The sequence below is a fragment of the Hydrogenophaga intermedia genome, from assembly GCF_000723405.1.
GTDB classification, from domain to species: domain Bacteria; phylum Pseudomonadota; class Gammaproteobacteria; order Burkholderiales; family Burkholderiaceae_C; genus Hydrogenophaga; species Hydrogenophaga intermedia.
Genome location: NZ_CCAE010000017.1, coordinates 13,835 through 37,336 on the forward strand (window position 1 = coordinate 13,835; position 23,502 = coordinate 37,336).

A 23,502-nucleotide genomic window follows, 5' to 3' on the forward strand; every position below is an offset into this window, starting at 1 on the left:
TCAACCGCGCGCCGAGGCCAGCAGGCGCTGCAGCAGCACGCCGGCCAGGTGGCGCTTGGTGTCGGGGGTGTTGGTCAGGTCGGGCAAGGGGTCGATCTCCTCGCGCAATGCGGCCACCGCGCGGGCCACCGTGGCCTCGTCGGGGGTCTGGCCGTCGAGCACGGCCTCGGCCTGGCGCGCACGCCAGGGCGTGGTGCCCACGCCCATGAAGGCCAGGCGCGGGGCGAGCAGCCCGCCGTCTTGGCGCTGCGCCGAGGCCGCGAGGCCGACGATGGCGTAGTCGCCATGGCGGCGCGCGAGCTGCGACATGCCTTGCCACTGGCCCGCCGTGGCGATGGGCAACTCGCTGGCGGTGATGATTTCTTCGGGCCGCAGCGCGGTCGCGTAGAGACCGGTGAAGAAATCGTCGGCCGCGATGCGGCGCTCACCGTCCGGCCCCTGCACGATCACCGTGCCGCCCAGCGCCAGCAAACAGGCGGGCCATTCGGCGGCGGGGTCGGCGTAGGCGATGGAGCCACCCCAGGTGCCGCTGTTGCGAATGGCGCGGTGCGCGATGTGCGGCGCGGCCTCGGCCAGCAGCGGCGCGTGGCGCGCCACCAGCGCACACTGCTCGATCTGCGTGTGCGTGGCCAGCGCGCCGATGCGCAGCACCTCGCCCCGCAACTCGATGCCGCGCAGCGATTGCAGGCCCGTGATGTCGATGACCAGCGCGGGCTCGGACAGGCGCATGTTCAGCGTGGCCATGAGCGTCTGCCCCCCGGCGAGCACACGGGCATCGTCGCCGTGGCGCACCAGCAGGTCGATCACCTGAGCGATCGAGCCCGCCTTGATGTAGTCGAATGCAGCGGCTTTCAAGGCGCTCTCCTCAAGCGGACAACAGGGAAGCGATCCACACGCCGAAACCGGTGGACAGGGCGCCGAGCGCAAACCACAGCACGCGCACGCCTTCGCCAGCAACGGGCGAGGCATGGACGGGCATGGGACGCGCCGTTCGAATGGGACTGGCTGTTGGAGCGGTGGACGTGGCAGCGGGCGCGGCAGCGGGCGCGCTGGCCTTGTCACCCGATGGGGCTTCGTCGGCTGCGGCACCACGCTCGCCCTCAGGAGCCAAGGCCTGGACCGGCGCGAGTTCGTTCTGGAACGCGGCGAAGAACTGATCGGCCATCTGCTTGGCTGCCGCGTCGATCATGCGGCCGCCCACCTGCCCCAGCTTGCCGCCCACCGAGGCCTGCGCCGTGTAGCGCAGGCGCGTGCCGCCGTCCTCGTCGTTCAGGGACACGCTCGACTGTCCCTTGGCCATGCCCGCCGCACCGCCCGAGCCCTCGAACTGCAGCGTGCAGCCCTCGCCGGCTCGCACGTCGTGCAGGCGCAGATGCCCCGTGAAGCGCGCGCGCACCGGGCCCACCTTCACCGCCACGCGCGCGGTGCGCTCGGTGTCGCTGGTGGCTTCCATGCTCTCGCAACCGGGGATGCAGCGCGCCAGGACCGCCGGGTCGTTGAGCGCGGCCCAGACCTGCTCGCGCGGCGCCGCAATGAGGATGTCTCCGTTGAGTTCCATTCGTTCTTTCCGCCCCCGGGTTTTCACGGGTGCGCTTGTTTACCAACCGTTCAACAATGCTATGTCTCATTGACCGTTCGGTAAATAGCGTGCGCATACAGAAAAACCCTGAGCGACAGCAGAAAGTCGAGGGCACCGCTGCGGAGGGCGTGCCCACGCGCCGCCGCCTGAGCGTGTCCGAACGCGAGCGCCAGATCGTCGATGGCGCCATCCAGTTCTTCGCCTCCAACGGCTTCGGCGGGCAACTGCGCGACCTGGCCAGCAGCATCGGCGTCACGCACGCGCTGCTCTACCACTACTTCCCCACCAAGCAGGCCCTCATCGACCGCGTGTACCTCGACGTGTTCGAGGGCCGCTGGCGCGAGAGCTGGGACGAACTGCTGGATGACCCGAAGGCCGACGTCGAAGACAAGTTCACCGCCTTCTACGCGGACTACGTGAACAACGCGCTCTCGCGCGAGTTCGTGCGCATCCTCATGTTCTCGGGCCTGATGGACCACGCCATCTCCGACCGCTTCTTCGCCATGTTGCGCGAGCGCCTGTTCCCGCGCCTCGTGCGCGAGACGCGGCGTTTCCGCGGCTCCACCTCGCGCGCCAAACCCAGCGAACGCGAGCTCGAACTGCTCATGGGCCTGCACGGCGGCATGTTCTACATCTCGATCCGCCGCTGGATCTATGGCCAGGACGTGCACAGCGAGGCCATGCACGAGACCTGCGACGAGGCCCTGGTGCGCGACCGCGTGCGCGGCTACCTGCAGAGCAGCCGCGACTTGCTCGGTGAAGCGCCCGGCACGACGCCAAGAAAGAAATCCCCGGCTCGATGAGCCGCCACCCCAAGAGCAACACAAGGAGACAAGACAGATGAAGCTTTCGACCCTCACCGTGGCCGGCGCCCTGGCCCTGGCCGCACTGCCCGTCGTCGCGCAGCAGCGCATCACCGTCAACATCGGCTCCAGCCACCCCACCACCAACATCTGGGCCTATGCCATGAAGGAGGTGTTCCAGCCCGAGGTGGACCGCCTCCTCAAGGCCGGCGGCGGCAAGTACGAGGTGCGCTGGCGCGAGAACTACGGCGGCACGCTCTACAAGTTCACCGACACGCGCGCCGCCGTGCGCGACGGCATCGTGGACGTCGGCATGGTCGGCACGGTCTGGGAAAACTCGGCCATGCCGCTGCAGAACGTCACCTACTTCACGCCCTTCGCCACCACCAACCACGAGCTGCTGATCGAGATCTTCGACAAGCTCAACACCACGGTGCCCGCGCTGCGCGAGAGCTGGGCCGCGCAGAACATGGTGCCGCTGTCCTCACTGATCACCGACAGCTACGACATCTACGCCAACTTCCCCATCCGCACGATGGCCGATCTTCAGAACAAGAAGATCAACGCGCCAGGCACCTCGGCCAACTGGCTGCGCGACACTGGCGCCACGCCGGTGGACGGCGCGCTCACCACCTACTACACCAACATCCAGACCGGCGTGACGCAAGGCGCGCTGTCGTTCGCCAGCGGCATCGGTCCGGCGCGGGTGTACGAGGTGGCCAAGCACCTCACGCGCGTGGACGTGGGCTCCATGTACTTCGGCAGCGTGGCCGCAAACAAGAAGTTCCACGACGCCCTGCCCAAGGAAGTGCAGGACGCCTTCGCGCAGGCCGGCAAGGCCACGTCCAAGGCGCACGGCCAGCACGTCACCAAGACCGCCAACGCCGCGCTGGAAACGATGAAGGCCGCCGGCCTGCAGATCGCCGACCTGCCGCCGGCCGAAAAGGCCAAGTGGGTCAACGGCCTGCCCAACATCGTGCAGCCCTGGCTGCAGGCCACGGGCGACAACGGCAAGGCCGTGCTCAAGGCCTACTTCGATGAGTTGCGCGCGCGCGGCGTGAAGCCGCTGCGCGACTGGGACGGCCAGAACCGCTGAACCGTGCACCACGAACCCGAACTCGCCGCCGAAGGTGGCAGCGCCGCGCCGGCCGATCCGCACCCGCTGCAAGGCATCGCGCGGGTGCTGGCTGCCGCCGGCACCGTGTGGATCTTCCTCATGATGATGATGGTCGTGGCCGACGTGGTCGGCCGCAACTTCCTCGACACGCCCATCACGGGCGTGGCCGAATTCGCCGCGCGCTCCGTGGCCTCCATCGTGTTCCTGCAGCTCGCGGCGGCCATCTGCTCGGGCCGCATGACCCGCAGCGACTTCCTGCTGCGCCTGGTGGGCTCGCGTTCGCTCACGGCCCTGCGCGTGCTGGAGGTCGGCAACGCGGTGCTGGGCACGGCGCTCTTCGTGGCGCTGGCCTTCATCGCCTGGCCCGAACTCGCCGACGCCTGGCGCAGCAACGAATTCTTCGGCGTGCAAGGCGTGTACACCGTGCCCACCTGGCCCTTTCGGGCACTCATCGTGGGCGGCTCGGTCGTGGCGGCTGGCGCCTATCTGCTGCAGATCCCCTCGCTGTGGCGCCACGCGGGTGAATTCGGAGAACCGGCATGAGCGAGCTTGGCTTCGGTGCGCTGCTGATCGGCGCGCTCGTGGTGCTGGTGCTGCTCGGCGTGCACATCGCCGTGGCGCTCATCGGCATCGGCTTCGCGGGCATCTGGCTGATGCGCGAAGACGTGGAGATGGCCATGCGCCTGCTCTACCTCTCCGCCTACAACGGCGTGGCCGACTACATCTTCGCCACCATCCCGCTGTTCGTTCTGATGGGGCTGCTGGTGTCCATATCCAACGTGGGCAAGGACACCTTCGAGGTGGCCGAGGCCTTGCTGCGCCGCGTGCGCGGCGGGCTGGGCGTGGCCACGGTCGCGGCCAACACGGTGTTCGCGGCGGTCACGGGGGTGTCCATTGCATCGGCCGCGGTGTTCACGCGCGTGGCCGTGCCCGAGATGGCGCGCCACGGCTACCGCACGGCCTTCGCGGCCGGCACCGTGGCCGGCAGCTCGGTGCTGGGCATGATGATCCCGCCCAGCCTGCTGATGATCATCTACGGCGTGCTGGCCGAGCAGTCGATCGGCACGCTGTTCATCGCCGGCATCATCCCGGGCTTCCTGCTGGCCGCGGCCTTCGTGGTGCTCATCGTGCTGATGGCCACCTTCGCACCCGGCATGGTGTTCGATCTCCAGCGCCAGCGCGACATCGCCCTGCAGCGCGCCACCGGCCCCTTGCTCAGCGGCGCGCAGATGGCGGGCAAGCTGCTGCCCATCGTGGCGCTGGTGGTGCTGGTGCTGGGTGGGCTGTACAGCGGCTTCTTCACGCCCACCGAGGCGGGCGGCATCGGCGCTTTCGGTGCGCTGTTGGTGGCGTTGGCACGGCGCAGCCTGGGTCAGGGCCGCTTCTGGCGCGTTCTGCACGAAACGGGTAGCGTGTCCGTCACCATCCTGATCCTGCTGATCGCCGCGAGCTTCTACAGCCGCATGCTCTCCGTGGCAGGTGTGCCGGTCGCCATCAGCGACCTGGTTCAGGACGCGGGCCTGGGTCCCTACGGCTTCTTGCTCATCTACGTACTGATCGTGCTCTTCCTGGGCATGATCCTGGACTCCAGTTCCATCCTGCTGATCATGACGCCCGTGGCCGTGCCCATTGCGACCGACCTGGGTTTCAACCTGATCCAGTTCGGCGTACTTACCGTGCTCGCCGTGGAGATCGGCCTGCTCACGCCACCTTTCGGCATCTCGGTGTTCACCGTCAAGTCCACGCTGAACGACCCGCGCGTATCGGTGGAGGCCATCTTTGGCGGCACCCTGCCCTACGTGGGCGCGATGCTGTTCGTGCTGCTGCTGGTGGCGGTGTTTCCCGCGCTGTCGCTGGCGCTGACCTGACGGAGGCGGCCACTCGAGCGGGTGCGCCGGTGACGGCCCGGGGTGCTTCGCCGCCTGGGTATAGTCGCCGGCCGCCTTTTGCTCGTTTCAGCCGACCCCATGCAGATCACCATTCTTCCGGAGCTCAAAGCCTACATCGACCCCCTCACGCCCGACGAATACGACGCACTGGAGCGCAGCCTCCTCGCCGAAGGTTGCCGCGATGCCTTGGTGCTGTGGGGCGACGTGCTCGTGGACGGACACAACCGGCATGGCATCTGCCAGAAGCACGGCCTGCCGTTCCACACCGTGCAAAACCCGCGCTTTCAGTCGATGGAAGACGTGCACCTGTGGATGATCGACCAGCACCTCGGTCGCCGCAGCGTGTCCGACTTCCAGCGCGGCGTGCTCGCCTTGCGCAAGCGAGAAATCATTGGCGCACGGCGCGCGCGCCTGCTTGCCGCCAGCCCCCCGCCGCAATCGCTGCCACCCGATGACCAAGCGGTGCCCACGCCCGAAGCGCACACTCCCGGCGCTCCCGGCGCTCCCGACGCACCTGAAACGCGCGCGCTCAACAGCCGCGAAGCCATCGCCAGGGCCGCCCGCCTGAGCAGCAACCAGGTGGTGATGATCGAGAAGATCCAGAAGCACGCCACCCCCGAAGTGGTGGAGGCTCTCAAGGCCGGCGACATCTCCCTGAACGCGGCCGCGGCCGTGGCCAGCCTGCCCGAGCAGGAACAGAAGGACGCCGCACTCGCGGGCAAGGAAGAACTCAGGCAGGCGGCCCGGCGCGTGCGCGAAGCCCGCCGCAAACCACCGGCGGCGAGCGAGTCGGTGCCAGCGTCCGATGAGGCCTGCGCAGCCAGCGACACGCCCGGCGATGAACTCAATGCCTTGCGCCAGCGCGTGCGCGCGCTTGAACAGGAGAACGTCGCGCTGCGCGAGCAACTGGCGCGCTGGCAGGCGCAAACAGTGCCTTCACCCTGACCGGGCCCAAGGCGATCTTCTCGCCGACGGCTACCCCACGGCAGGCTTGCGCCGACCGCGCCTGGCGCCACATTCGTCGCACAAGCCATAGAGCGTGAGTTCGTGCCGCTCGACGCTGAAGCCCGGCGGCGCGATGCGGTCCAGATCGCCCGGACACGCGTGGATGTCGAACACCCGCTGGCACTGCGTGCACTGGAAGTGGTGGTGGTGGTGCAGTCCCGACAGCTCATACCGCGGGTTCTCGCCGGGCAGCAGCACGGGCTGTATCAGTTGCGCGTCCTGCAAGGCCTTGATCTGCCGATAGACCGTGGCGATGCCCAGGCCGGGCGCGCCCTGCTGCGCCGCCTCGAGGATTTCCTGAGGTGTCAGGGGCCGGCCGGCGGCGTAGAGCACGGCCTCGATGGCGCTGCGTTGGCGGGTGTTTCTTTCCATGGTCGGTCGTGTGGCTGCGCGCATTCTAGGAGGCTGATCCAACCCGCTGGGCAAATCCATCAGTATCGGTGTTCTTGTTTTATTGATATACACTTCTCAATATCAATAAAGCAAGGATACCGACATGCAAAACCTGCTCATCGGCGCCACCGCCCTGCTGGCTGCCGCAGCCCAGGCCCAGACCAGCGCCCCCACCGAACAGTGGCAGTTCGGCGCCGTGCTGGACGCCACCGCCACCTCCCGCGCGCTCGAACTCGGCACACGCGACCAGGGCCTGCAGCTGGGGCACTCGGACCTCACCGCGAGTGGCCCCGTCGGCCGACACCTGCAGGCGCAGATCACCGGCGTGCTCGAAACGCACGACGGTGAGCTGGAGTCGGCCTTCGAGGAGGCCTGGCTGGAAACGCGCACGCTGCCGCTGGGCCTGACGGCGCGCGTCGGCCGTTTCGCCTCGCAGATCGGCTACCTGAACCAGCAGCACCCGCACGCGGACGACTTTGTCGAGCGCCCCTTGCTCTACCGCGCCTTCCTCGGCGGGCATTGGAACGACGATGGTGTGCGCCTGAACCTCACGCTGCCCACGCGCCTGTACTGGATGGTCGGCGCCGAGGCCTTCCGCGGCCGTCGACTGATCGCCGAGACGGACGAACCCGTCAACGGCGCCGGGGCCTTCACGCTGACCACCAAGCTGGGCGGCGACTTCGATCGCTCCAACAGCTGGCAACTGGGGCTGTCCTACCTCAAGAGCCGGCGCATCGCGGCGCTGGATGCACACGAGGAACACGGGGAGCACGAGGCGGAAGAGGAAGGCCATGAGGAAGAAGGGCACGACGACCACGCCCACCACCACCACGGCGCCGTTTTCGGTGGCCGCCACACCTGGATGGTGGACGCCACCTGGAAGTGGGCGCCTGCCGGCAACAACAGCGACCAGCAGGTGCGCGTCAGCGTCGAGGCCGCGCAGATCTCGGGTATCAACCGCTTCGCCAGCTCGCAGGATCGGCACAAGGCCTATGCGCTGTCCGCGGTCTGGCGCTTCCACCCCAACTGGGAGACCGGCGTGCGCTTCGATCGATTGCGCGTCGCCATGCCGCACGGCGACCATTTCCACGATGGCCGCCTGGACGAAACGGCCCTGATGCTGGCCTGGAAGCCCAGCCACGGTCAAAGCCTTCGCCTGCAGTACACGACGCAGGACAGGGCCCTTGGCTTCGAACACCCGGCCAAGCGGGCCATCCAGCTGCAGTACGTGATCGCGTTCGGGGCCCACGGTGCGCACAGCTACTGAGCGCTGGCTGGGCGGGGCCCTGCTGCTGCTGGCCTTCACGCCGCTGCGGGCGCAGACCATCTTTGCCTGCGAACCCGAGTGGGCCGCGCTGACGCGCGCCCTGCTGCCCCAGGCCACGCTGCACGTGGCCACGCATGCCCGGCAGGACCCGCACCACATCGAGGCCCGACCCGCGCTGATTGCCCAGTTGCGATCGGCCGATGCCGCCATCTGCACGGGCGCCTCGCTGGAGGCGGGCTGGCTGCCCATGCTGCGGCAGCGCGCCGGCAACGCGGCTGTGCAGGACGGCGCACCCGGCATGTTCCACGCCGCCTCGGCCGTGGCCCTCATCGACGCGCGGCCCGGCACTGGCGGCAACCCATTCGCCGGCGACGTGCACGCCGAAGGCAACCCGCACCTGCACGCCGACCCGCACCGTCTGCTGCAGGTAGCGCGCGCCTGGGGCGCACGCCTTCAGCAACTGTTTCCAGCCCAGCAGGCCGGCATCGCCCAGCGCCAGGCCGCATTCGAGGCGCACTGGACCGAGCGCATTCGGGCCTGGGAGCTCAAGGCCGCCCCGCTGCGCGACAAAGGCGTGGCGGCGCAGCACGCCAGCTTCGCCTACCTGTGGCGGTGGCTGGGCATGCGCCAGGTGGCCGACCTGGAGCCCAAGCCGGGCCTGGCGCCGACCCCCGGGCACCTGCAAAGCCTGTTGACCGATCTGCGCGCACGCCCGCCCTACGCCGTGGTCATCGCCGGCCACCAGAACCCGCGCGCCGGGCGTTGGCTCGTGCAGCAACTGGGCGGCGGTGTGCCGCTGCTGCAACTGCCGGCCACCGTGGACGACCCCGAGGCCCCCGACGCCCTGGGCCTCTGGATGGACGGCCTCGTGGACGCCTTGCTGAGCCCGCGGTGATGGACGCCTGGTTCCTCGCACCCGCGCTGGCCCTGGTGGCCGGCGTGCTGGCGCTGGCCCCGCTGGGCGAGCGCGTGCTGGAACGCGGCGTGGTCTTCATCGACCTGGCGGTGGCGCAGGCCGCCGCCGCCGCCGCCCTCACCGCCACGGTGCTGGGCGGACACCCGCCCTGGCCCGTGGTGCAGGCCTGCGCCATCGCGGGCGCCTTTCTGGCGGTGGCGCTGGTGGCCGCATTGGCGCGCTGGTGGCCGGCGCAACGCGAAGCCCTCATCGGTCTGGTCTACGTGGCCAGTGCCTGCGCTGCGCTGCTCACCGCGCAGATCGATGCGCACGGTGGCGAGCACCTGCACGCTCTGCTGGCGGCCGATGTGCTGTGGTCGCAGTGGCCACAAGTGGCCCTGCTGGCAGCCTGTGCCGCGTTGGTGGGCCTGGTGCGGCGCCGCCTCGGCGGCGACGTGTGGTTCTACGCCACGTTTGCCTTGGTCAGCAGCCTGGCCGTGCAGGTGCTGGGCCTGTTCGTGGTCTTCGCGGCGCTGATCGCACCGGGCTTGTGGCGGCGCGCCGGGCTGCGATTCGCCGCCGTGTTCGGGCTGGTCATCACCGCCGTCCTGCTGGGCCTGGGGGCTTCCTGGGCCATGAACGCCCCGAGCGGCCCTTTGGTCGCCTTCGCCCTGGCGCTGTGCGGGCTTGCCAGCATCGCGAGCCTCGGCCGGCAAGGGCCACGGGCCTGAGACACAACGCGCCCAATGAAAAAGCCCGGCGGTTGCCGGGCTTTTTCATTGGGATCTGCTGGGGTGGCTGATGGGACTCGAACCCACGACGACAGGAATCACAATCCTGGACTCTACCAACTGAGCTACAGCCACCGCAAGCCGCGCATTATAGCCTCAGCCGGCGCACGCCTTCAGCGGGCCGCCACAGTGGCCGCACCGGGCCGCGGCACCTTGATGCTGGCTTTGTAGCGGGCCTTGAGTGTCTCGTAGTAGGCCAGGCTCTCGGCACCCGACCACCACTGCGACACCTGCTGCACCTCTTGCGCCAGACGCTGGGCGTCCACGTCGCCGCGCGGCACCACCCGATTGACCTGCACGACCGCATAACCCTGCTCGCCCAGGTTCACACCCACCCAGGCCGGCAGGGCCTTGGGATCGGCGCTGAGGGCCGCGTCGAGCACGCGCGGGTCCAGGTCCAGCGGCGCGTCGCGCGACACCGTGACGGACGCACCCAGCGCGGCGGCATCGGCACCACCCTTCCAGGCCGCGAGCTGCTTCTCGCCTTCTTCCTTGGCCAGCTCGGCGGCGCGCTGCGCCACCAGACGGGCACGCACCTGATCGCGCACCTCGTCCAGGCTCAGCGTGCGGGCCGGGTGATACGCCACCACCCGCGCCGACACGAGGCGGTTGCTGCCCACATCGATGGCCTCGGTGTTGCGCTTGCCGGACGTGGACTCGGGCGCGAACAGGGCTTCGAGCAGGCGGCGGTTGGCCAGCACGCCGTCGTCGCCCGGCGCGGGTGTTCGTTGCAGGCCCTTGGTGGTCTGGACCTGCAGCTTCAGGCGCTCGGCCGTGGGCTGCAGCGAATCGGGCTGCTCGTAGACCAGGTTGGTGAAGGTGTCCGCCGATTCGGCGAACTGGCGCTGGGCCTGCTGCTTGCGCAGTGCCTCTTCGATCTGCGGGCGCAGCTCGGCGAAGGAGCGCTGGGGCGGCGCCTTGATGTCGGTGAGCTGGATGATGTGAAAGCCGAAGTCGGACTCCACCAGATTGGAGATCTCACCCTTCTTGAGCGCGAACACGGCCTGCTCGAACGGCGGCACCATGGCGCCGCGGCCGAAGAAGTCGAGGTCGCCGCCATTGGGCGCCGAGCCCGGGTCCTGAGAATTCGCCTTGGCAAGTTCGGCGAACCTGGACGGATCGGCCTTGACCTGGGCGAGCAGGTCCTCGGCCTTCTTGCGCACCTCGGCCTTCTGTTCGGGCGTGGCTCCGGCAGGCACGCTCAGCAGGATGTGGCTCGCGCGGCGTTCTTCGGCACCGCTGAGCTGGGCGACGTTCTGCTCGTAGTAGCTGCGCAGGTCGGCCTCGTTGAGGACCACGGACTTCTCGAGCGCGGCGGCGTCGAGCACGAGGTATTCGACATCGGCCTGTTCACCGGCCTGGAACAGCGCCTGGTTCTGCTGGTAGAAGGCCTCGATGTCGGCGTCGCTCGGCTTCACGCGCGAGGTGAAGTCCTTGGCCGAGAAGGTCTTGCTGCGCAGTTGGCGCTTCTCGAAGAACGCGTCCAGCGAGACACGGGCCATCGCATTCGAGGCGAAGCCGCTGTTCTGCACGCTCTGCAGCACCTGGCGCTGCGACAGGTCGGCGCGAACCGAAGCCTCGAACATCTCGGGCGTCATGCCCTGGCGCGAGAGCAACTGGCGATAAGCCCCGACGTCGAGGCTGCCGTCGGGCCGGCGCATGGCGGCGATGGTGGGGTTGGACTGCAGTTCGCGCGCCAGGCGCTGGTCGCTGGTGTAGAGATGGAGGTTCTGTGCGGCGGCCGCCACCACGCGGTCGCGCACCATGCGCTCCAGCGTGGCGTAGCGGGCCTCCTCAGAGTCGAGCATGGCGGGGTCGATCGTGGGCATGGCCTGGCGCAGGCGCTGCGACTCTTCGCGGTGTGCCTGCTCCCATTCGGCGCGCTTGATGTCCTTGCCATCGACCGTGGCCACCGCTTCACCGCCTTCGCTGAAGCGGGTGTAACCCTCGACCCCGAAGAGCACGAAGGAGGGAATGATCAGGATCAGCAGGAAGCCCATGAGGTACTTCTTGTGATCGCGAATGGAATCGAACATGCGGACGTCCTTGAGGTGGCGGGGTCGAGTGCCGGATTCTGATGGACAACAAAAAAGGCGAACCCTCGTTCGCCTTTTTGTGGTGGGTGCTGACGGGCTCGAACCGCCGACCTACTCCGTGTAAGAGAGCCGCTCTACCAACTGAGCTAAGCACCCGGGTATTGGTCGATCAGTTGACCGCGTCCTTCAGTGCCTTGCCGGGGCGGAACTTCGGCACTTTGGCGGCCTTGATTTTAATCTCGGCGCCCGTGCGCGGGTTGCGGCCCTTGCGGGCGGGGCGCTTGCTCACGGCGAACGAGCCGAAGCCCACCAGGGAAACGGTGCCGCCCTTCTTGAGCGTGGTGCGGATGGCGGCGATGGTGGAGTCGAGTGCACGTGTCGCGGCGGCCTTGGAGATGTCGGCGTGCTTGGCGATGTGTTCGACGAGTTCGGTCTTGTTCACGAAGGGCCCCTCTTGGAAATGGATGAGTGAAGCGTGTGTTGGGCCGGATGGGCCGGTTGCCGCGAGGGCCGACCGGGGTCTATCCGGGAGCGCAGGCCCTGGCGAGCTGCCGGAATCCATGCGCCGAACGATTAGACCCACGTGCCGCAGCGCATGTCAACAAGACGGTTGGCGCTGAGGCCCGTGGGCCACACGAGCGGCGATTCTAGACGCAGATGCAACGCGCGACGCCCCTCTCACGGGGGGTGAAGCCACGCCTGCGGGACCGGCGGTCACACAAGGGACGCGATCGCACGCCCGACGTCGGCCGTGCCCGCGCGTCCGCCCAGGTCGGCCGTGCGCGGCGCACCACTCTTGGGCTCCAGCGCGGCCTCGATGGCGCGCAGCACGGCGTCGTGCGCGTCGCGGTGGCCCAGGAAGTCGAGCATCATGGCGCCGCACCAGATCTGGCCGATGGGGTTGGCGATGCCCTTGCCGGCGATGTCGGGTGCCGAGCCGTGCACCGGCTCGAACAGCGAAGGCATGGTGCGGTCCGGGTTGAGGTTGGCGCTGGGCGCGATGCCGATGGTGCCGGTGCAGGCCGGACCGAGGTCGGACAGGATGTCGCCAAACAGGTTGCTGGCCACGACCACGTCGAAGAAATCGGGCCGCTGCACGAAGTGCGCGGTGAGGATGTCGATATGGAACTTGTCGACCGTCACATCTGGATACTCTTTTGCCATTTCCGCCACGCGCTCGTCCCAGTACGGCATGGTGATCGCGATCCCGTTGCTCTTCGTGGCGCTGGTCAGGTGCTTTTTCGGGCGCGAACGCGCCGTCTCGAAGGCGAAGCGCAGCGCGCGGTCGACACCGTGGCGCGACATCACGGTCTCCTGCATCACGATCTCGCGCGGTGTGCCCGGGTACATGCGCCCGCCGATGCTGCTGTACTCGCCCTCGGTGTTCTCGCGCACGATGACCATGTCGATCTCGCCGGGCTGGCGCGCACTGCCATCGCGACGCACCACGGGCGCGATGACGCCGGGCATCAGGCGCGCCGGGCGCAGGTTGATGTATTGGTCAAACTCGCGGCGAAACAGCAGCAGCGAGCCCCACAGCGAAATGTGGTCGGGCACCTTGTCGGGCCAGCCAACGGCGCCGAAGTAGATGGCATCGTGGCCACCGATGAGGTCCTTCCAGTTGTCTGGCAGCATCTTGCCGTGCTTCTCGAAGTAGTCGCAACTGCTGAAGTCGAAGTGGTCGAACTGCAAGTCGATACCGAAGCGCGTGGCCGCGGCCTCCATCACGCGCAGGCCCTCGGGCATGACTTCGGTGCCGATGCCGTCGCCGGCGATGACCGCAATGCGGTGTTTGCTCATGGAAGATCTCCTGGTGTGGACTCGAATCGCTGGCGCCACTGTAGCGAATCCATTCGCAATAATCCGTGCATCGATTATTGATCCAGGAGCAATTCATGGACCGCGCCGATCTGGAGATGGTGCACGCCGTGCACCAGCACGGCAGCCTGGCGCAGGCCGCGCAGGCCCTCGGGCTCACCCCATCGGCCATCACGCGGCGCCTGGCGGCGCTGGAAGACGCGCTGGGCGTGCGACTGTTCCAGCGCACCACGCGCCGCGTGAGCCCCACCGCGGAGGGCGAAACGCTGTCGCTGCGCGCGGCCGAGCTGCTGCGCGGCTTCGAGGCGGCGGAAGCCGAACTGCGCGAGCGCCAGGCCGAACCCGCCGGCCCCATCCGCCTGGCGGCCACCTTCGGCTTCGGGCGGCGCTGGCTCGGCCCGGCGCTGGCCGATTTCCAGGCGAAACACCCGGCGGTGTCCGTGCAGTTGCAGCTCACCGAACGCCTGCCCGACCTGGCGGCCGAGGGCCTGGACGGCGCGGTGTGGCTGTGGAGCGCACCCGACCAGCGCGCCGGCGAATGGGTGTCGCGACGTCTGGCCCCCAACCGGCGCGTGCTGGTGGCCGCGCCCGCCTACCTGGCGGTGCATGGCGCGCCGCAAGCGCTGGACGACCTGACCATGCATCACTGCCTGGTGGTACGCGAGAACACCGACGCGGGCCCACGACGCAGCGACCACTGGACCCTGCAACGCGAGGGCGACACCGCCCTGCACCGCGTGGCCATCGCCGGGCCGTTGTCCAGCAACTCGGGTGAGCTGGTGCGCGACTGGTGCCTGGCGGGCCACGGCATCATGCTGCGCAGCCTGTGGGACATCGCACCGCAAATCGATAGTGGCGAGCTGATGCAGGTGTTGCCGGCCTGGAGCCACCGCGACGCCGACATCCACTGGCTCGCGCCCTGGCAGGCGCACTCACCCAAGCGCATACGGTTGCTGGTGGCCGCTCTGGCGGAGGCCTTTCGCGACGAGCCCTGGCGGCCCGCACCGGCGCTCAGCGGGGCGAGCGCACGACCAGGCTCACGCCGAAAGCCGTGACCGCAATGCCCGCCACGGTGAGCGGCGTGATCGGCTCGCGAAACAGCAGCCAGGCGATGACGGCCGTGGTGGGCGGCACGAGGTACATGAGGCTGGCCACGCTGGCGGCCGCGCCGCGCTGGATCAGCAGGTACAGCAGCGAACTGCCGCCCAGCGTGAGCCCCAGCACCGACCAGGCCATGGCGCCGATGAATTCGCCCGTGTAGTGCATGGGCTCGGACTCGAGCAAGGCCAGCGGCAGCGTGACGATGAAGGCCGCGATGAGCTGCACGGTGTTGGCGGTGCGCACGTCGCAGGCCTGCACGAAACGCTTTTGGTACAGCGTGCCGGCGGTGATGGCGAACAGCGCGAACACCGCGTAGACCAGGTTCTCCGCGTTCGCCTGATCACCGGGCGATCCTTCGATCAGTTTGCGCGAGACCACCAGCACCAGGCCCGCGAAGCCCAGCAACAGACCCAGCCACTGCCGCCGCGACACCTGGCCCTGCGCGCCGCCCACGGCACTGAGCCAGATGGCGGTGAGCACCGGTTGCAGCCCGACGATGAGCGAGGACAGGCCCGAGCCCATCCCCGCCTTCACCGCCGCCCACACGCCGCCGAGGTAGCCCGCGTGCATGAGCACGCCCACCACCGACAGGTGCAGCCACTGCTGGCGGTTGGCTGGCCACTTCACGCCGGCCCACAGGATCCAGGGCAGGAAGCACAGGATGGACAGCGCGTAGCGCATGGCCAGGAAGGACAGCGGCGGCGCGTGCGGCATGCCGTAGCGCGCGACGATGAAGCCGGTGCTCCAGATCAGCACGAAGACCCAGGGCATGGCGCGCAGCCAGGCGTTGTCGGACGCTGGGGACTGCATGGGGCTCACTCAGCGGGACCGCGCGCGGATCTCGGGCAGCGCCTTCTGCAGGTAATAGACCATGGACCAGACCGTGAGAATGGCCGAGAGCCACAGCAGCCAGGTGCCCCACACGCGCGTGTCGATGAGGCCGAGCAGTCGACCGTCGAACAGCAGGAAGGGAATCGCGATCATCTGCACCATGGTCTTGAGCTTGCCGATCATGTGAACCGCCACGCTCTTGGTGGCGCCGATGATGGCCATCCATTCGCGCAGCGAGGAGATCGCGATCTCGCGGCCGATGATGATGAGCGCGGCGAACACGTCGGCCCGGCCCATGTGCACCAGCACCAGCAGGCTCGCGCAGACCAGGAACTTGTCGGCCACGGGGTCGAGGAAGGCGCCGAAGGCCGAGGTCTGGTTGAGCTTGCGCGCGAGGTAGCCGTCGGCCCAATCCGTCAGCGCAAAGACGATGAACATGGCGGTGGCCACCAGGTTCTGCTCGGCCGCGCTGAGGCTTTGCAGATAGAACACCCCCACGATCAGCGGAATGGCCAGGATGCGGGCCCAGGTCAGCAGTGTGGGGAGGTTGAAGAACATGGGCCGGATTATGCGGGTGGGGACGCGAGGGACTTGTTTCAGGGGCAACATCGACTGGCGACGCTGCATAATTGACGTTTACGTCAACGTCAACGCCACACCGGCGTCCTTTCCACCTCAGGAGCACAAGCATGGAGATTGCAGGCAAGGTATTCATCGTCACCGGCGGCGCATCGGGCCTCGGCGAAGGCACGGCGCGCATGCTGGCGGCCAACGGCGCCAAGGTGGTCATCGCCGACATGCAGGTGGACAAGGGCGAGGCCGTGGCCAAGGACATCGGCGGTGTGTTCGTCAAATGCGACGTGAGCAGCGAGGCCGAGGGCCAGGCCGTGGTGGCCAAGGCGGTGTCGCTGGGCAAGCTGATGGGCTTGGTCAACTGCGCGGGCATTGCGCCAGCGGAGAAGACCGTGGGCAAGAACGGGCCGCACTCGCTGGCCGTCTACACCAAGACCATCATGGTCAACCTGGTGGGCACCTTCAACATGATCCGCCTGGCCGCCGACGCCATGTGCAAGAACGAGCCCGAGGCCACGGGCGAGCGCGGCGTGCTCATCAGCACGGCCAGCGTGGCGGCCTACGACGGCCAGATCGGCCAGGCCGCCTACAGCGCCACCAAGGGCGGCGTGGTCGGCATGACGCTGCCGATCGCGCGCGACCTGGCGCGCAACGGCATCCGCAACATGACCATCGCCCCCGGCATCTTCGGCACGCCCATGCTCTTCGGCATGCCGCAGGAAGTGCAGGACGCCCTGGCCGCCAGCGTGCCCTTCCCCAGCCGCCTGGGCACGCCGCAGGACTACGCGAAGCTGGCGAAACACATCATCGAAAACGACATGCTCAATGGCGAGGTGATCCGTCTCGATGGCGCAATCCGGCTGGCGCCTCGATAAGCCGGCGCGTCGGGCGTAGAGTGGCGCCATGACGCGCTGTCTCTCGCCCCTCCTTCTGTCTTTGCTGGCGGCCTGCGCGCAACCGCCGGCCACTGCGCCACAACCCGAGGCCGCCTCCGGCTTCACCGCGAAACCGGGTTGGTCCTACCAGCGTCAGGCGGTTGCAGCCGCCAACCCGCTCGCCACCGACGCCGGCGCGCAGATCCTGCGCGAAGGCGGCAGCGCGGTGGACGCCGCGATCGCCGTGCAGATGGTGCTCACGCTGGTGGAGCCGCAGTCCAGCGGCATCGGTGGTGGCGCCTTCCTGCTCCACTGGGACGGCCGGCGCGTGCAGGCCTTCGATGGCCGAGAGACCGCGCCCGTCGGTGTGGACGAACGCCTGTTTCTCGATGCCCAGGGCCAGCCGATGTCCTTTCCGCAGGCCGTGGCCAGCGGCCGTTCGGTGGGCGTACCGGGCGCCGTGGCCATGCTGGCGCTGGCCCACCGCCAGCACGGCAGGCTGCCGTGGGCGCGGTTGTTCCAGCCCGCCATCGACCTCGCCGAGCGCGGCTTCGCCGTGAGCCCGCGGCTGCACACGCTGCTGGCCGCCGAGAAGGCACTGCCCGCCGATCCCGTGGCACGCGCCTACTTCTACCGCCCCGACGGCACGCCCCAGCCCGTGGGGCACGTGCTGCGCAACCCCGAACTCGCGGTGGTGCTGCGCGAGATCGCCACCACTGGCCCCGTCGCCCTGGTCGAAGGCCCCATCGCGCGCGCCATCGTCGAGAAGGTGCGCCAGCACCCCACCCTGCCCGGCGCGCTGACGCAGGACGACCTGCGCCGCTACCAGCCGCGCGAACGCGAGGCCCTGTGCCACCCGCTGCGCACCGGCGGGCGCTGGGTGCGCCTGTGCGGATTCCCGCCGCCCAGCTCGGGCGGCATCGCGGTCGCTCAGATCCTGAGCCTGCTCTCGCGCACACCACAGGCCATGGCCTCGCTGCGCAACGGCCTGCCCGGCGCCGACTGGCTGCACGCCTACACCGAGGCCTCCCGCCTGGCCTTTGCGGACCGCGCCCAGTACGTGGCCGACCCGGATTTCGTGCCCGCTCCCGGCGGCGACTGGCGCAGCCTGCTCGATGCCGACTACCTCAACGCGCGCGCCGAACTCATCGGCCCGCAGCGCATGCCGAACGCCGAGCCGGGCCGCCCAGCCGGCACGCCGCTGGCCTTCGCACCCATGCCGCCGCAGCCCGAGGCCGGTACCAGCCACATCAGCATCGTCGACGGCCAGGGTCAGGCGCTCGCCATGACTACCACCATCGAGTCGGCCTTCGGCGCGCGGCTGATGGTGAGCACCAATCCCGCGCGCCCGGGCGGCTTCCTGCTCAACAACGAACTCACCGACTTCAGCTTCGCGCCCGCCGACGCGCAGGGCCGCCCGATCGCCAACCGTGTCCAGCCGGGCAAGCGCCCCCGCTCGTCCATGGCGCCCACGCTGGTGTTCGACGCGCAGACGGGTGAGCCGATCATGAGCGCAGGCAGCCCGGGTGGCGCGCTGATCATTCACTACACCGCCAAGGCCCTGCACGGCACGCTGCACTGGAACTTGCACCCGCAGGCGGCGCTGGACCTGCCCAACTTCGGCACGCTGGGTGGCCCGCTCATGCTGGAGCAGAACCGCTTCCCCAACGCCACCGTGCAGGCCCTGCGCGCGATGGGCCACACGGTGCAGACAGTGGAGATGACCAGCGGCGCGCAGGCCCTGGTGCGACGCGGCGGCCGCTGGCTGGGCGGCGCCGACCCGCGGCGCGAGGGGATCGTGTCCGGAGACTGATCCGGCTGGCCCCAGGGGGTAAGCTAGCCCTCTTTCATGGCCATCCCCCAAAGCTTCATCCAGGAACTGCTCAACCGCGTCGACGTGGTCGACGTGGTGGGCCGCTATGTCCAGCTCAAGAAGGGCGGCGCCAACTTCATGGGGCTGTGCCCCTTCCACGGCGAGAAGTCGCCGTCCTTCAGCGTCAGCCCGTCCAAGCAGTTCTATCACTGCTTCGGCTGCGGGGCGAACGGCAACGCCATCGGCTTCCTCATGGAGCACGCGGGCATGGGTTTCGTGGAGGCCGTGAAGGATCTGGCGGCGCAGGTGGGCCTTCAGGTGCCGGACGATGACGTGTCGCCGCAGGACCGCGAGCGCGCCGCGCAGCAGCGCCAACAGCAGGCCACGCTCACCGACGTGCTGGAGAAGGCCGCGCGTGATTTTCAGAAGCAGCTCAAGGCCTCGCCGCGCGCCATCGACTACCTGAAAGGACGCGGCCTGTCGGGCCAGATCGCCAAGGTCTTCGGCCTGGGCTACGCCCCTGAGGGCTGGCGCCACCTGGCCGGCGTGTTCCCCGACTACCAGTCGCCCCTGCTGACCGAATCGGGCCTGGTGATCGAACACGCCGACGAAAAAGGCCAGGACGGCCAGGCCAAGCGTTACGACCGCTTCCGCGACCGCGTGATGTTCCCCATCCGCAACGTCAAAGGCGAGTGCATCGGCTTCGGCGGGCGCGTGCTCGACAAGGGCGAGCCCAAGTACCTCAACTCGCCCGAAACGCCGGTCTTCAGCAAGGGCCGCGAGCTCTACGGCCTGTTCGAGGCGCGCACCGCCATCCGCCAGCATGGCTACGCCTTGGTGACGGAGGGCTACATGGACGTGGTCGCGCTGGCCCAGCTCGGCTTCGGCAACGCCGTGGCCACGCTGGGCACGGCCTGCACGGCCGATCACGTGCAGAAGCTGTTCCGCTTCACCGATGCCGTGGTGTTCAGCTTCGACGGCGACGCCGCCGGCCGGCGCGCCGCCCGCAAGGCCCTGGACGCCGCCCTGCCCTGGGCCAGCGATACGCGCAGCGTCAAGTTCCTGTTCTTGCCCACCGAACACGACCCCGACAGCTTCATCCGCGAGCACGGCACCGATGCCTTCGCCGCACGCGTGAAGGAGTCCGTGCCGCTTTCGCGGTTCCTGCTGGAAGCCGCCAGCGCCGATTGCGAACTCGACACCGCCGAGGGCCGCGCGCGCATGGCCAGCCAGGCGCGCCCCCTGTGGAGCGCGCTGCCCGAGGGCGCGCTCAAGAGCCAGTTGCTGGCCGACATCGCCCAAACCGCAGCGCTGGACGCGCAAGACCTGCTGCGCCTGTGGGCGCCTTCGGGCGGACGCGGCCAGACGGGGGGCGCCCCGCGCTCGCCCCGGGCCCGCCAGGAGTTCCGTGAACACGACCAGGCCTACGAGCGCGACCACGGTTATGAACACGCTGGCGGGTACGAACAGGCCGGTGGATTCGAGGCGCGCGGCCCGCGCCGCCAGCGCAAGGCCGCCACCCAGCACGCCTGGCAAGGCCGCGCGCGGACCGGGCGACGCGGCCTCATGAGCCGCGAGGACCGGGCCCTGGGCCTGTTGCTGTCGAACACCACGTCCTGGGACCAGCTCTCGGCCGACGACCACCACCTGCTGGCCGAACTGCCCGCGCCGCACGGGCCGCTGTTCGCCTGGCTGGAAGCCCAATTGCACGAACACGGCCACCAGCCCTGGGCTGCCCTGCGCGAGGCCCTGCGCGGGCACGAGCACGAGGCCCTGGCCTGCCAGCAGGTGGAGCATTGCGCGATGACACCGGGCGCGGAGGAAGATGCCGAAGAGCTGGCCGGCGTCATGCTGCGCCTGCGCATCGAGCACCTGAAGGCGCTGGAGGTGCAGGCCATTGCCCGCGCCGCCAGCGACCCGACCGAACTGCGGCGTTATGCCGACATTCAGGCGCAACGCAAGGCGCTGGAGCACCAGATCGGGGCCGCCCCGGTATAATCCTGGGTTGCACCGCAAGCGCGACAGCAGCACCTCCGGCACCGGCCCGGCCCTCCTGCAAGGGCTACATGGCAAAACAGCCTGGCCACCCCGCCCTCCCCGGGCGCGCGGAACCCCGCAAGGACTGCACACCAAATGATCGCCCCACAGCTTGCAAGCCCGCCCGCACCGGCCCGTGGTGGGTTTCGTGCACTTCCAAACCACCGGTTCGACCCCATGTAGGGTCTTCTGGCGGCTGTTGAGTGTTCTGCCGGTCCCATCGACGTTTTTTTGAGGTTCCCATGCCCGCGAAGAAAGCCAGTCCGTCCGCTGCCGCCACCAAGACCGCCGCCAAGAAGGCCCCGCCCGCCAAGGCAAAACCGGTGGCCGCCCCCAAGAAAGCCCCTGCAGTGACGACCAAGACCCCCACCAAAGCCGCCGCCACGGCCGCGCCGGCCAAGAAGGCTGCCGCCAAGACGACCGCCAGCAGCACCGCCAAGAAAGCCAAGCCCGAGGCCCTGAGCGAGGAATTGCTCGAAGACGCCCCGGCGAAGAAGAAGCCCGGCCGCCCCGCCAAGGCCGCGGCCGACAAGCCCGCCGCCAAACGTGGCCGCAAGCCCAAGGCCGACGCCAAAGGCAGCAAGCCCGGCGACGACATCGACGACGCCGATCTGGGCGACATCGATGAGGAACTCGCCGGCGAGGAACTGCCTGAGGAGGTCGCGGCTGTCGATGAAGCGCAGCCGGCCGAGAAGGCCAAGCCGCTGCGCATGAAGATCAGCAAGGCGAAGGAACGCGCGCTGATGAAGGAATTCGGCCTGGATGAAACCATCCTGTCCGAAGAAGAAGCCCGTGCCCGCCGCGAACGCCTCAAAACGCTGATCAAGCTGGGCAAGACGCGCGGCTACCTCACGCACGGCGAGATCAACGACCACCTGCCCGACAAGCTGGTCGAGGCCGAGACCCTGGAAGTCGTGGTCTCGCTGCTCAACGACATGGGCGTGGCCGTCTACGAACAGACGCCCGACGCCGAGACCCTGCTGCTCAACAACACCGGTCCCACCGCCGCCACCGAAGAGGAAGCGGAAGAGGAAGCCGAGGCCGCCCTGTCCACCGTGGACAGCGAATTCGGCCGCACCACCGACCCGGTGCGCATGTACATGCGCGAGATGGGCACGGTGGAGCTGCTCACGCGCGAGGGCGAGATCGAGATCGCCAAGCGCATCGAGGGCGGCCTGCACAGCATGATGGAGGCGATCAGCGAATCGCCCGCCACCATCGCCGAGATCCTGGCCATGGCCGAGGAGATCCGCGAAGGCAAGGTCGTCATCTCCACCGTGGTGGACGGCTTTGCCGACGCCGACGAGGCCGACGACTACGTGGCCGAGGAAGACTTCGACGACTACGACGAGGCCGACGACGACGACGGCAAGGGCGGCTCCAAGGCCCTCACGCGCAAGCTCGAAGAACTCAAGCGCGAAGCGCTGGAGCGCTTCGACGCCTTGCGCGGCATGTTCGAGAAGCTGCACAAGACCTACGACAAGGAAGGCTACGGTGGCGCCGTCTACGTCAAGACGCAGCAGGCCATCACCGAGAAGCTGATGACCATCCGTTTCACGGCCAAGGCGATCGAGAAGCTGTGCAGTACGGTGCGCGGCCAGGTCGACGAGATCCGCAAGAAAGAGCGCGAGCTGCGCCGCATCATCGTGGACAAGTGCGGCATGCCGCAGGAGACCTTCATCAAGGACTTCCCGCCCAACCTGCTCAACCTCAAGTGGGTGGAGAAGCAGGCCGCCGCGGGCAAGCCCTGGAGCGTCATCATCGAGCGCAACATCCCGCCGGTGCAGGAGCTGCAGCAAGGCCTGATCGACATCCAGAACAGCGTCGTGGTGCCCATCGATCACCTCAAGGACATCCACAAGCGCATGAACAACGGCGAGGCCTCCTCGCGCGACGCCAAGAAGGAAATGATCGAGGCCAACCTGCGCCTGGTGATCTCGATCGCGAAGAAGTACACCAACCGCGGCCTGCAGTTCCTCGACCTGATCCAGGAAGGCAACATCGGCCTGATGAAGGCGGTGGACAAATTCGAATACCGCCGCGGCTACAAGTTCTCCACGTACGCCACCTGGTGGATCCGCCAGGCCATCACCCGCTCGATCGCCGACCAGGCGCGCACCATCCGCATCCCGGTGCACATGATCGAGACCATCAACAAGATGAACCGCATCAGCCGCCAGCACCTGCAGGAGTTCGGCTTCGAACCCGATGCGTCCATCCTGGCCGAGAAGATGGAGATGCCCGAGGACAAGATCCGCAAGATCATGAAGATCGCGAAGGAGCCGATTTCGATGGAAACCCCCATCGGCGACGACGACGATTCGCACCTGGGCGACTTCATCGAGGACACCACCAACACCGCCCCGATCGAGGCCGCCATGCAGGCCGGCCTGCGCGAGGTGGTGAAGGAAATCCTCGACAGCCTCACGCCGCGCGAGGCCAAGGTCCTGCGCATGCGTTTCGGCATCGAGATGTCCACCGACCACACGCTGGAAGAAGTGGGCAAGCAGTTCGACGTCACGCGCGAACGCATCCGCCAGATCGAGAGCAAGGCGGTGCGCAAGCTCAAGCACCCCAGCCGCAGCGACAAGCTGCGCAGCTTCATCGATTCGCTCTGATCGGGCCGATCGATACGGAAAAGGGAGCCAGTGGCTCCCTTTTCTTTTGCGCGCGCCGCCC

21 protein-coding genes and 2 tRNA genes are annotated in these 23,502 nt (G+C 68.4%); 13 read left to right on the forward strand and 10 right to left on the reverse strand.

The window, feature by feature from the left end:
- Both BN948_RS11820 and BN948_RS26155 read right to left on the reverse strand, forming a co-directional pair.
- A complete protein-coding gene (locus BN948_RS11820; protein ID WP_009515211.1) occupies nt 1-855 on the reverse strand; it encodes an FAD binding domain-containing protein in 855 nt (284 codons plus the stop codon).
- A gap of 10 nt (nt 856-865) precedes the next feature.
- Complete coding sequence (locus BN948_RS26155) at nt 866-1,558, reverse strand: SRPBCC family protein (protein ID WP_009515212.1); 693 nt, start codon at nt 1,556-1,558, stop codon at nt 866-868.
- A gap of 89 nt (nt 1,559-1,647) precedes the next feature.
- Here BN948_RS26155 and BN948_RS11830 point away from each other — a divergent pair, with 89 nt between their 5' ends.
- From BN948_RS11830 to BN948_RS11850, 5 genes are all read left to right on the forward strand, one after another.
- Entirely contained in the window at nt 1,648-2,382 is a 735-nt protein-coding gene (locus tag BN948_RS11830; RefSeq protein WP_236953857.1) for a TetR/AcrR family transcriptional regulator, read from the forward strand.
- Between the two features lie 37 nt (nt 2,383-2,419).
- Nucleotides 2,420-3,478 carry a C4-dicarboxylate TRAP transporter substrate-binding protein gene (locus BN948_RS11835; protein WP_009515214.1) on the forward strand — a complete coding sequence of 353 codons (1,059 nt, stop codon included), beginning with the start codon at nt 2,420-2,422 and terminating at the stop codon, nt 3,476-3,478.
- A 3-nt stretch (nt 3,479-3,481) separates the two neighbouring features.
- Nucleotides 3,482-4,042, forward strand: a complete 561-nt coding sequence (locus BN948_RS11840) for a TRAP transporter small permease subunit (protein ID WP_009515215.1) — start codon at nt 3,482-3,484, stop codon at nt 4,040-4,042.
- On the forward strand, nt 4,039-5,367 hold the full coding sequence (locus BN948_RS11845; RefSeq protein WP_009515216.1) for a TRAP transporter large permease: 1,329 nt from the start codon (nt 4,039-4,041) through the stop codon (nt 5,365-5,367). The genes BN948_RS11840 and BN948_RS11845 overlap by 4 nt, the downstream gene beginning before the upstream one ends.
- Nucleotides 5,368-5,466: 99 nt before the next feature.
- Nucleotides 5,467-6,333 (forward strand): ParB N-terminal domain-containing protein, encoded by an 867-nt coding sequence (locus BN948_RS11850; protein WP_009515217.1) that lies wholly within the window; start codon nt 5,467-5,469, stop codon nt 6,331-6,333.
- Nucleotides 6,334-6,363: 30 nt separating this feature from the next.
- Here BN948_RS11850 and BN948_RS11855 read toward each other — a convergent pair whose 3' ends face one another.
- A complete protein-coding gene (locus tag BN948_RS11855; RefSeq protein ID WP_009515218.1) occupies nt 6,364-6,765 on the reverse strand; it encodes a Fur family transcriptional regulator in 402 nt (133 codons plus the stop codon).
- A 124-nt stretch (nt 6,766-6,889) separates the two neighbouring features.
- On the opposite strand from BN948_RS11855, the gene BN948_RS11860 reads away from it, so the two are divergent.
- Genes BN948_RS11860 through BN948_RS11870 form a run of 3 tightly spaced genes read left to right on the forward strand, consistent with a single transcriptional unit; the run spans nt 6,890 to nt 9,679 of the window.
- Nucleotides 6,890-8,053, forward strand: a complete 1,164-nt coding sequence (locus BN948_RS11860; protein ID WP_009515219.1) for a hypothetical protein — start codon at nt 6,890-6,892, stop codon at nt 8,051-8,053.
- Complete coding sequence (locus tag BN948_RS11865) at nt 8,037-8,948, forward strand: metal ABC transporter solute-binding protein, Zn/Mn family (protein ID WP_009515220.1); 912 nt, start codon at nt 8,037-8,039, stop codon at nt 8,946-8,948. Before BN948_RS11860 ends, BN948_RS11865 begins: the two co-directional genes overlap by 17 nt.
- Complete coding sequence (locus tag BN948_RS11870; protein ID WP_009515221.1) at nt 8,948-9,679, forward strand: hypothetical protein; 732 nt, start codon at nt 8,948-8,950, stop codon at nt 9,677-9,679. Before BN948_RS11865 ends, BN948_RS11870 begins: the two co-directional genes overlap by 1 nt.
- Before the next feature lie 59 nt (nt 9,680-9,738).
- On the opposite strand, the gene BN948_RS11875 is transcribed toward BN948_RS11870, so the two are convergent.
- From BN948_RS11875 to BN948_RS11895, 5 genes are all read right to left on the reverse strand, one after another.
- Nucleotides 9,739-9,814, reverse strand: a tRNA-His gene (locus BN948_RS11875).
- A 38-nt stretch (nt 9,815-9,852) separates the two neighbouring features.
- Nucleotides 9,853-11,775: a SurA N-terminal domain-containing protein gene (locus BN948_RS11880; RefSeq protein ID WP_009515222.1), complete on the reverse strand. Its 1,923-nt coding sequence runs from the start codon at nt 11,773-11,775 to the stop codon at nt 9,853-9,855.
- Between the two features lie 80 nt (nt 11,776-11,855).
- Nucleotides 11,856-11,931 (reverse strand) — tRNA-Val (locus BN948_RS11885).
- 13 nt (nt 11,932-11,944) lie between these two features.
- Nucleotides 11,945-12,217 (reverse strand): HU family DNA-binding protein, encoded by a 273-nt coding sequence (locus tag BN948_RS11890; protein WP_009515223.1) that lies wholly within the window; start codon nt 12,215-12,217, stop codon nt 11,945-11,947.
- Nucleotides 12,218-12,489: 272 nt separating this feature from the next.
- On the reverse strand, nt 12,490-13,575 hold the full coding sequence (locus BN948_RS11895; RefSeq protein WP_009515224.1) for a tartrate dehydrogenase: 1,086 nt from the start codon (nt 13,573-13,575) through the stop codon (nt 12,490-12,492).
- 95 nt (nt 13,576-13,670) lie between these two features.
- Here BN948_RS11895 and BN948_RS11900 point away from each other — a divergent pair, with 95 nt between their 5' ends.
- Entirely contained in the window at nt 13,671-14,648 is a 978-nt protein-coding gene (locus BN948_RS11900; RefSeq protein ID WP_009515225.1) for a LysR family transcriptional regulator, read from the forward strand.
- On the opposite strand, the gene BN948_RS11905 is transcribed toward BN948_RS11900, so the two are convergent.
- Nucleotides 14,605-15,504: a DMT family transporter gene (locus BN948_RS11905; protein WP_009515226.1), complete on the reverse strand. Its 900-nt coding sequence runs from the start codon at nt 15,502-15,504 to the stop codon at nt 14,605-14,607. The genes BN948_RS11900 and BN948_RS11905 overlap by 44 nt on opposite strands.
- 9 nt (nt 15,505-15,513) lie before the next feature.
- On the reverse strand, nt 15,514-16,083 hold the full coding sequence (gene pgsA, locus BN948_RS11910; RefSeq protein WP_009515227.1) for a CDP-diacylglycerol--glycerol-3-phosphate 3-phosphatidyltransferase: 570 nt from the start codon (nt 16,081-16,083) through the stop codon (nt 15,514-15,516).
- Between the two features lie 131 nt (nt 16,084-16,214).
- On the opposite strand from pgsA, the gene BN948_RS11915 reads away from it, so the two are divergent.
- From BN948_RS11915 to rpoD, 4 genes are all read left to right on the forward strand, one after another.
- The gene (locus BN948_RS11915) at nt 16,215-16,973 is read left to right on the forward strand and encodes a 3-hydroxyacyl-CoA dehydrogenase (protein ID WP_009515228.1); all 759 of its coding nucleotides are present in this window, start codon (nt 16,215-16,217) and stop codon (nt 16,971-16,973) included.
- A gap of 28 nt (nt 16,974-17,001) precedes the next feature.
- Nucleotides 17,002-18,786, forward strand: coding sequence for a gamma-glutamyltransferase family protein (locus tag BN948_RS11920; RefSeq protein WP_009515229.1), 1,785 nt, complete (start codon nt 17,002-17,004; stop codon nt 18,784-18,786).
- Between the two features lie 36 nt (nt 18,787-18,822).
- On the forward strand, nt 18,823-20,784 hold the full coding sequence (dnaG, locus tag BN948_RS11925) for a DNA primase (protein WP_009515230.1): 1,962 nt from the start codon (nt 18,823-18,825) through the stop codon (nt 20,782-20,784).
- A gap of 281 nt (nt 20,785-21,065) precedes the next feature.
- On the forward strand, nt 21,066-23,441 hold the full coding sequence (gene rpoD, locus BN948_RS11930) for an RNA polymerase sigma factor RpoD (protein WP_035621790.1): 2,376 nt from the start codon (nt 21,066-21,068) through the stop codon (nt 23,439-23,441).
- Nucleotides 23,442-23,502: the final 61 nt, after the last annotated feature.

Bases quoted from the DNA above. Each gene is read 5' to 3' on its own strand.
- BN948_RS11905 (WP_009515226.1), bottom strand. From the start codon at position 15,504: ATGCAGTCCCCAGCGTCCGACAACGCCTGGCTGCGCGCCATGCCCTGG.
- BN948_RS11855 (WP_009515218.1), bottom strand. From the start codon at position 6,765: ATGGAAAGAAACACCCGCCAACGCAGCGCCATCGAGGCCGTGCTCTAC.
- BN948_RS11850 (WP_009515217.1), top strand. From the start codon at position 5,467: ATGCAGATCACCATTCTTCCGGAGCTCAAAGCCTACATCGACCCCCTC.
- BN948_RS11895 (WP_009515224.1), bottom strand. From the start codon at position 13,575: ATGAGCAAACACCGCATTGCGGTCATCGCCGGCGACGGCATCGGCACC.
- BN948_RS11835 (WP_009515214.1), top strand. From the start codon at position 2,420: ATGAAGCTTTCGACCCTCACCGTGGCCGGCGCCCTGGCCCTGGCCGCA.
- BN948_RS11845 (WP_009515216.1), top strand. From the start codon at position 4,039: ATGAGCGAGCTTGGCTTCGGTGCGCTGCTGATCGGCGCGCTCGTGGTG.
- BN948_RS11870 (WP_009515221.1), top strand. From the start codon at position 8,948: ATGGACGCCTGGTTCCTCGCACCCGCGCTGGCCCTGGTGGCCGGCGTG.
- BN948_RS11920 (WP_009515229.1), top strand. From the start codon at position 17,002: ATGACGCGCTGTCTCTCGCCCCTCCTTCTGTCTTTGCTGGCGGCCTGC.
- BN948_RS11880 (WP_009515222.1), bottom strand. From the start codon at position 11,775: ATGTTCGATTCCATTCGCGATCACAAGAAGTACCTCATGGGCTTCCTG.
- BN948_RS11860 (WP_009515219.1), top strand. From the start codon at position 6,890: ATGCAAAACCTGCTCATCGGCGCCACCGCCCTGCTGGCTGCCGCAGCC.
- dnaG (WP_009515230.1), top strand. From the start codon at position 18,823: ATGGCCATCCCCCAAAGCTTCATCCAGGAACTGCTCAACCGCGTCGAC.
- pgsA (WP_009515227.1), bottom strand. From the start codon at position 16,083: ATGTTCTTCAACCTCCCCACACTGCTGACCTGGGCCCGCATCCTGGCC.
- BN948_RS26155 (WP_009515212.1), bottom strand. From the start codon at position 1,558: ATGGAACTCAACGGAGACATCCTCATTGCGGCGCCGCGCGAGCAGGTC.
- rpoD (WP_035621790.1), top strand. From the start codon at position 21,066: ATGCCCGCGAAGAAAGCCAGTCCGTCCGCTGCCGCCACCAAGACCGCC.
- BN948_RS11900 (WP_009515225.1), top strand. From the start codon at position 13,671: ATGGACCGCGCCGATCTGGAGATGGTGCACGCCGTGCACCAGCACGGC.
- BN948_RS11915 (WP_009515228.1), top strand. From the start codon at position 16,215: ATGGAGATTGCAGGCAAGGTATTCATCGTCACCGGCGGCGCATCGGGC.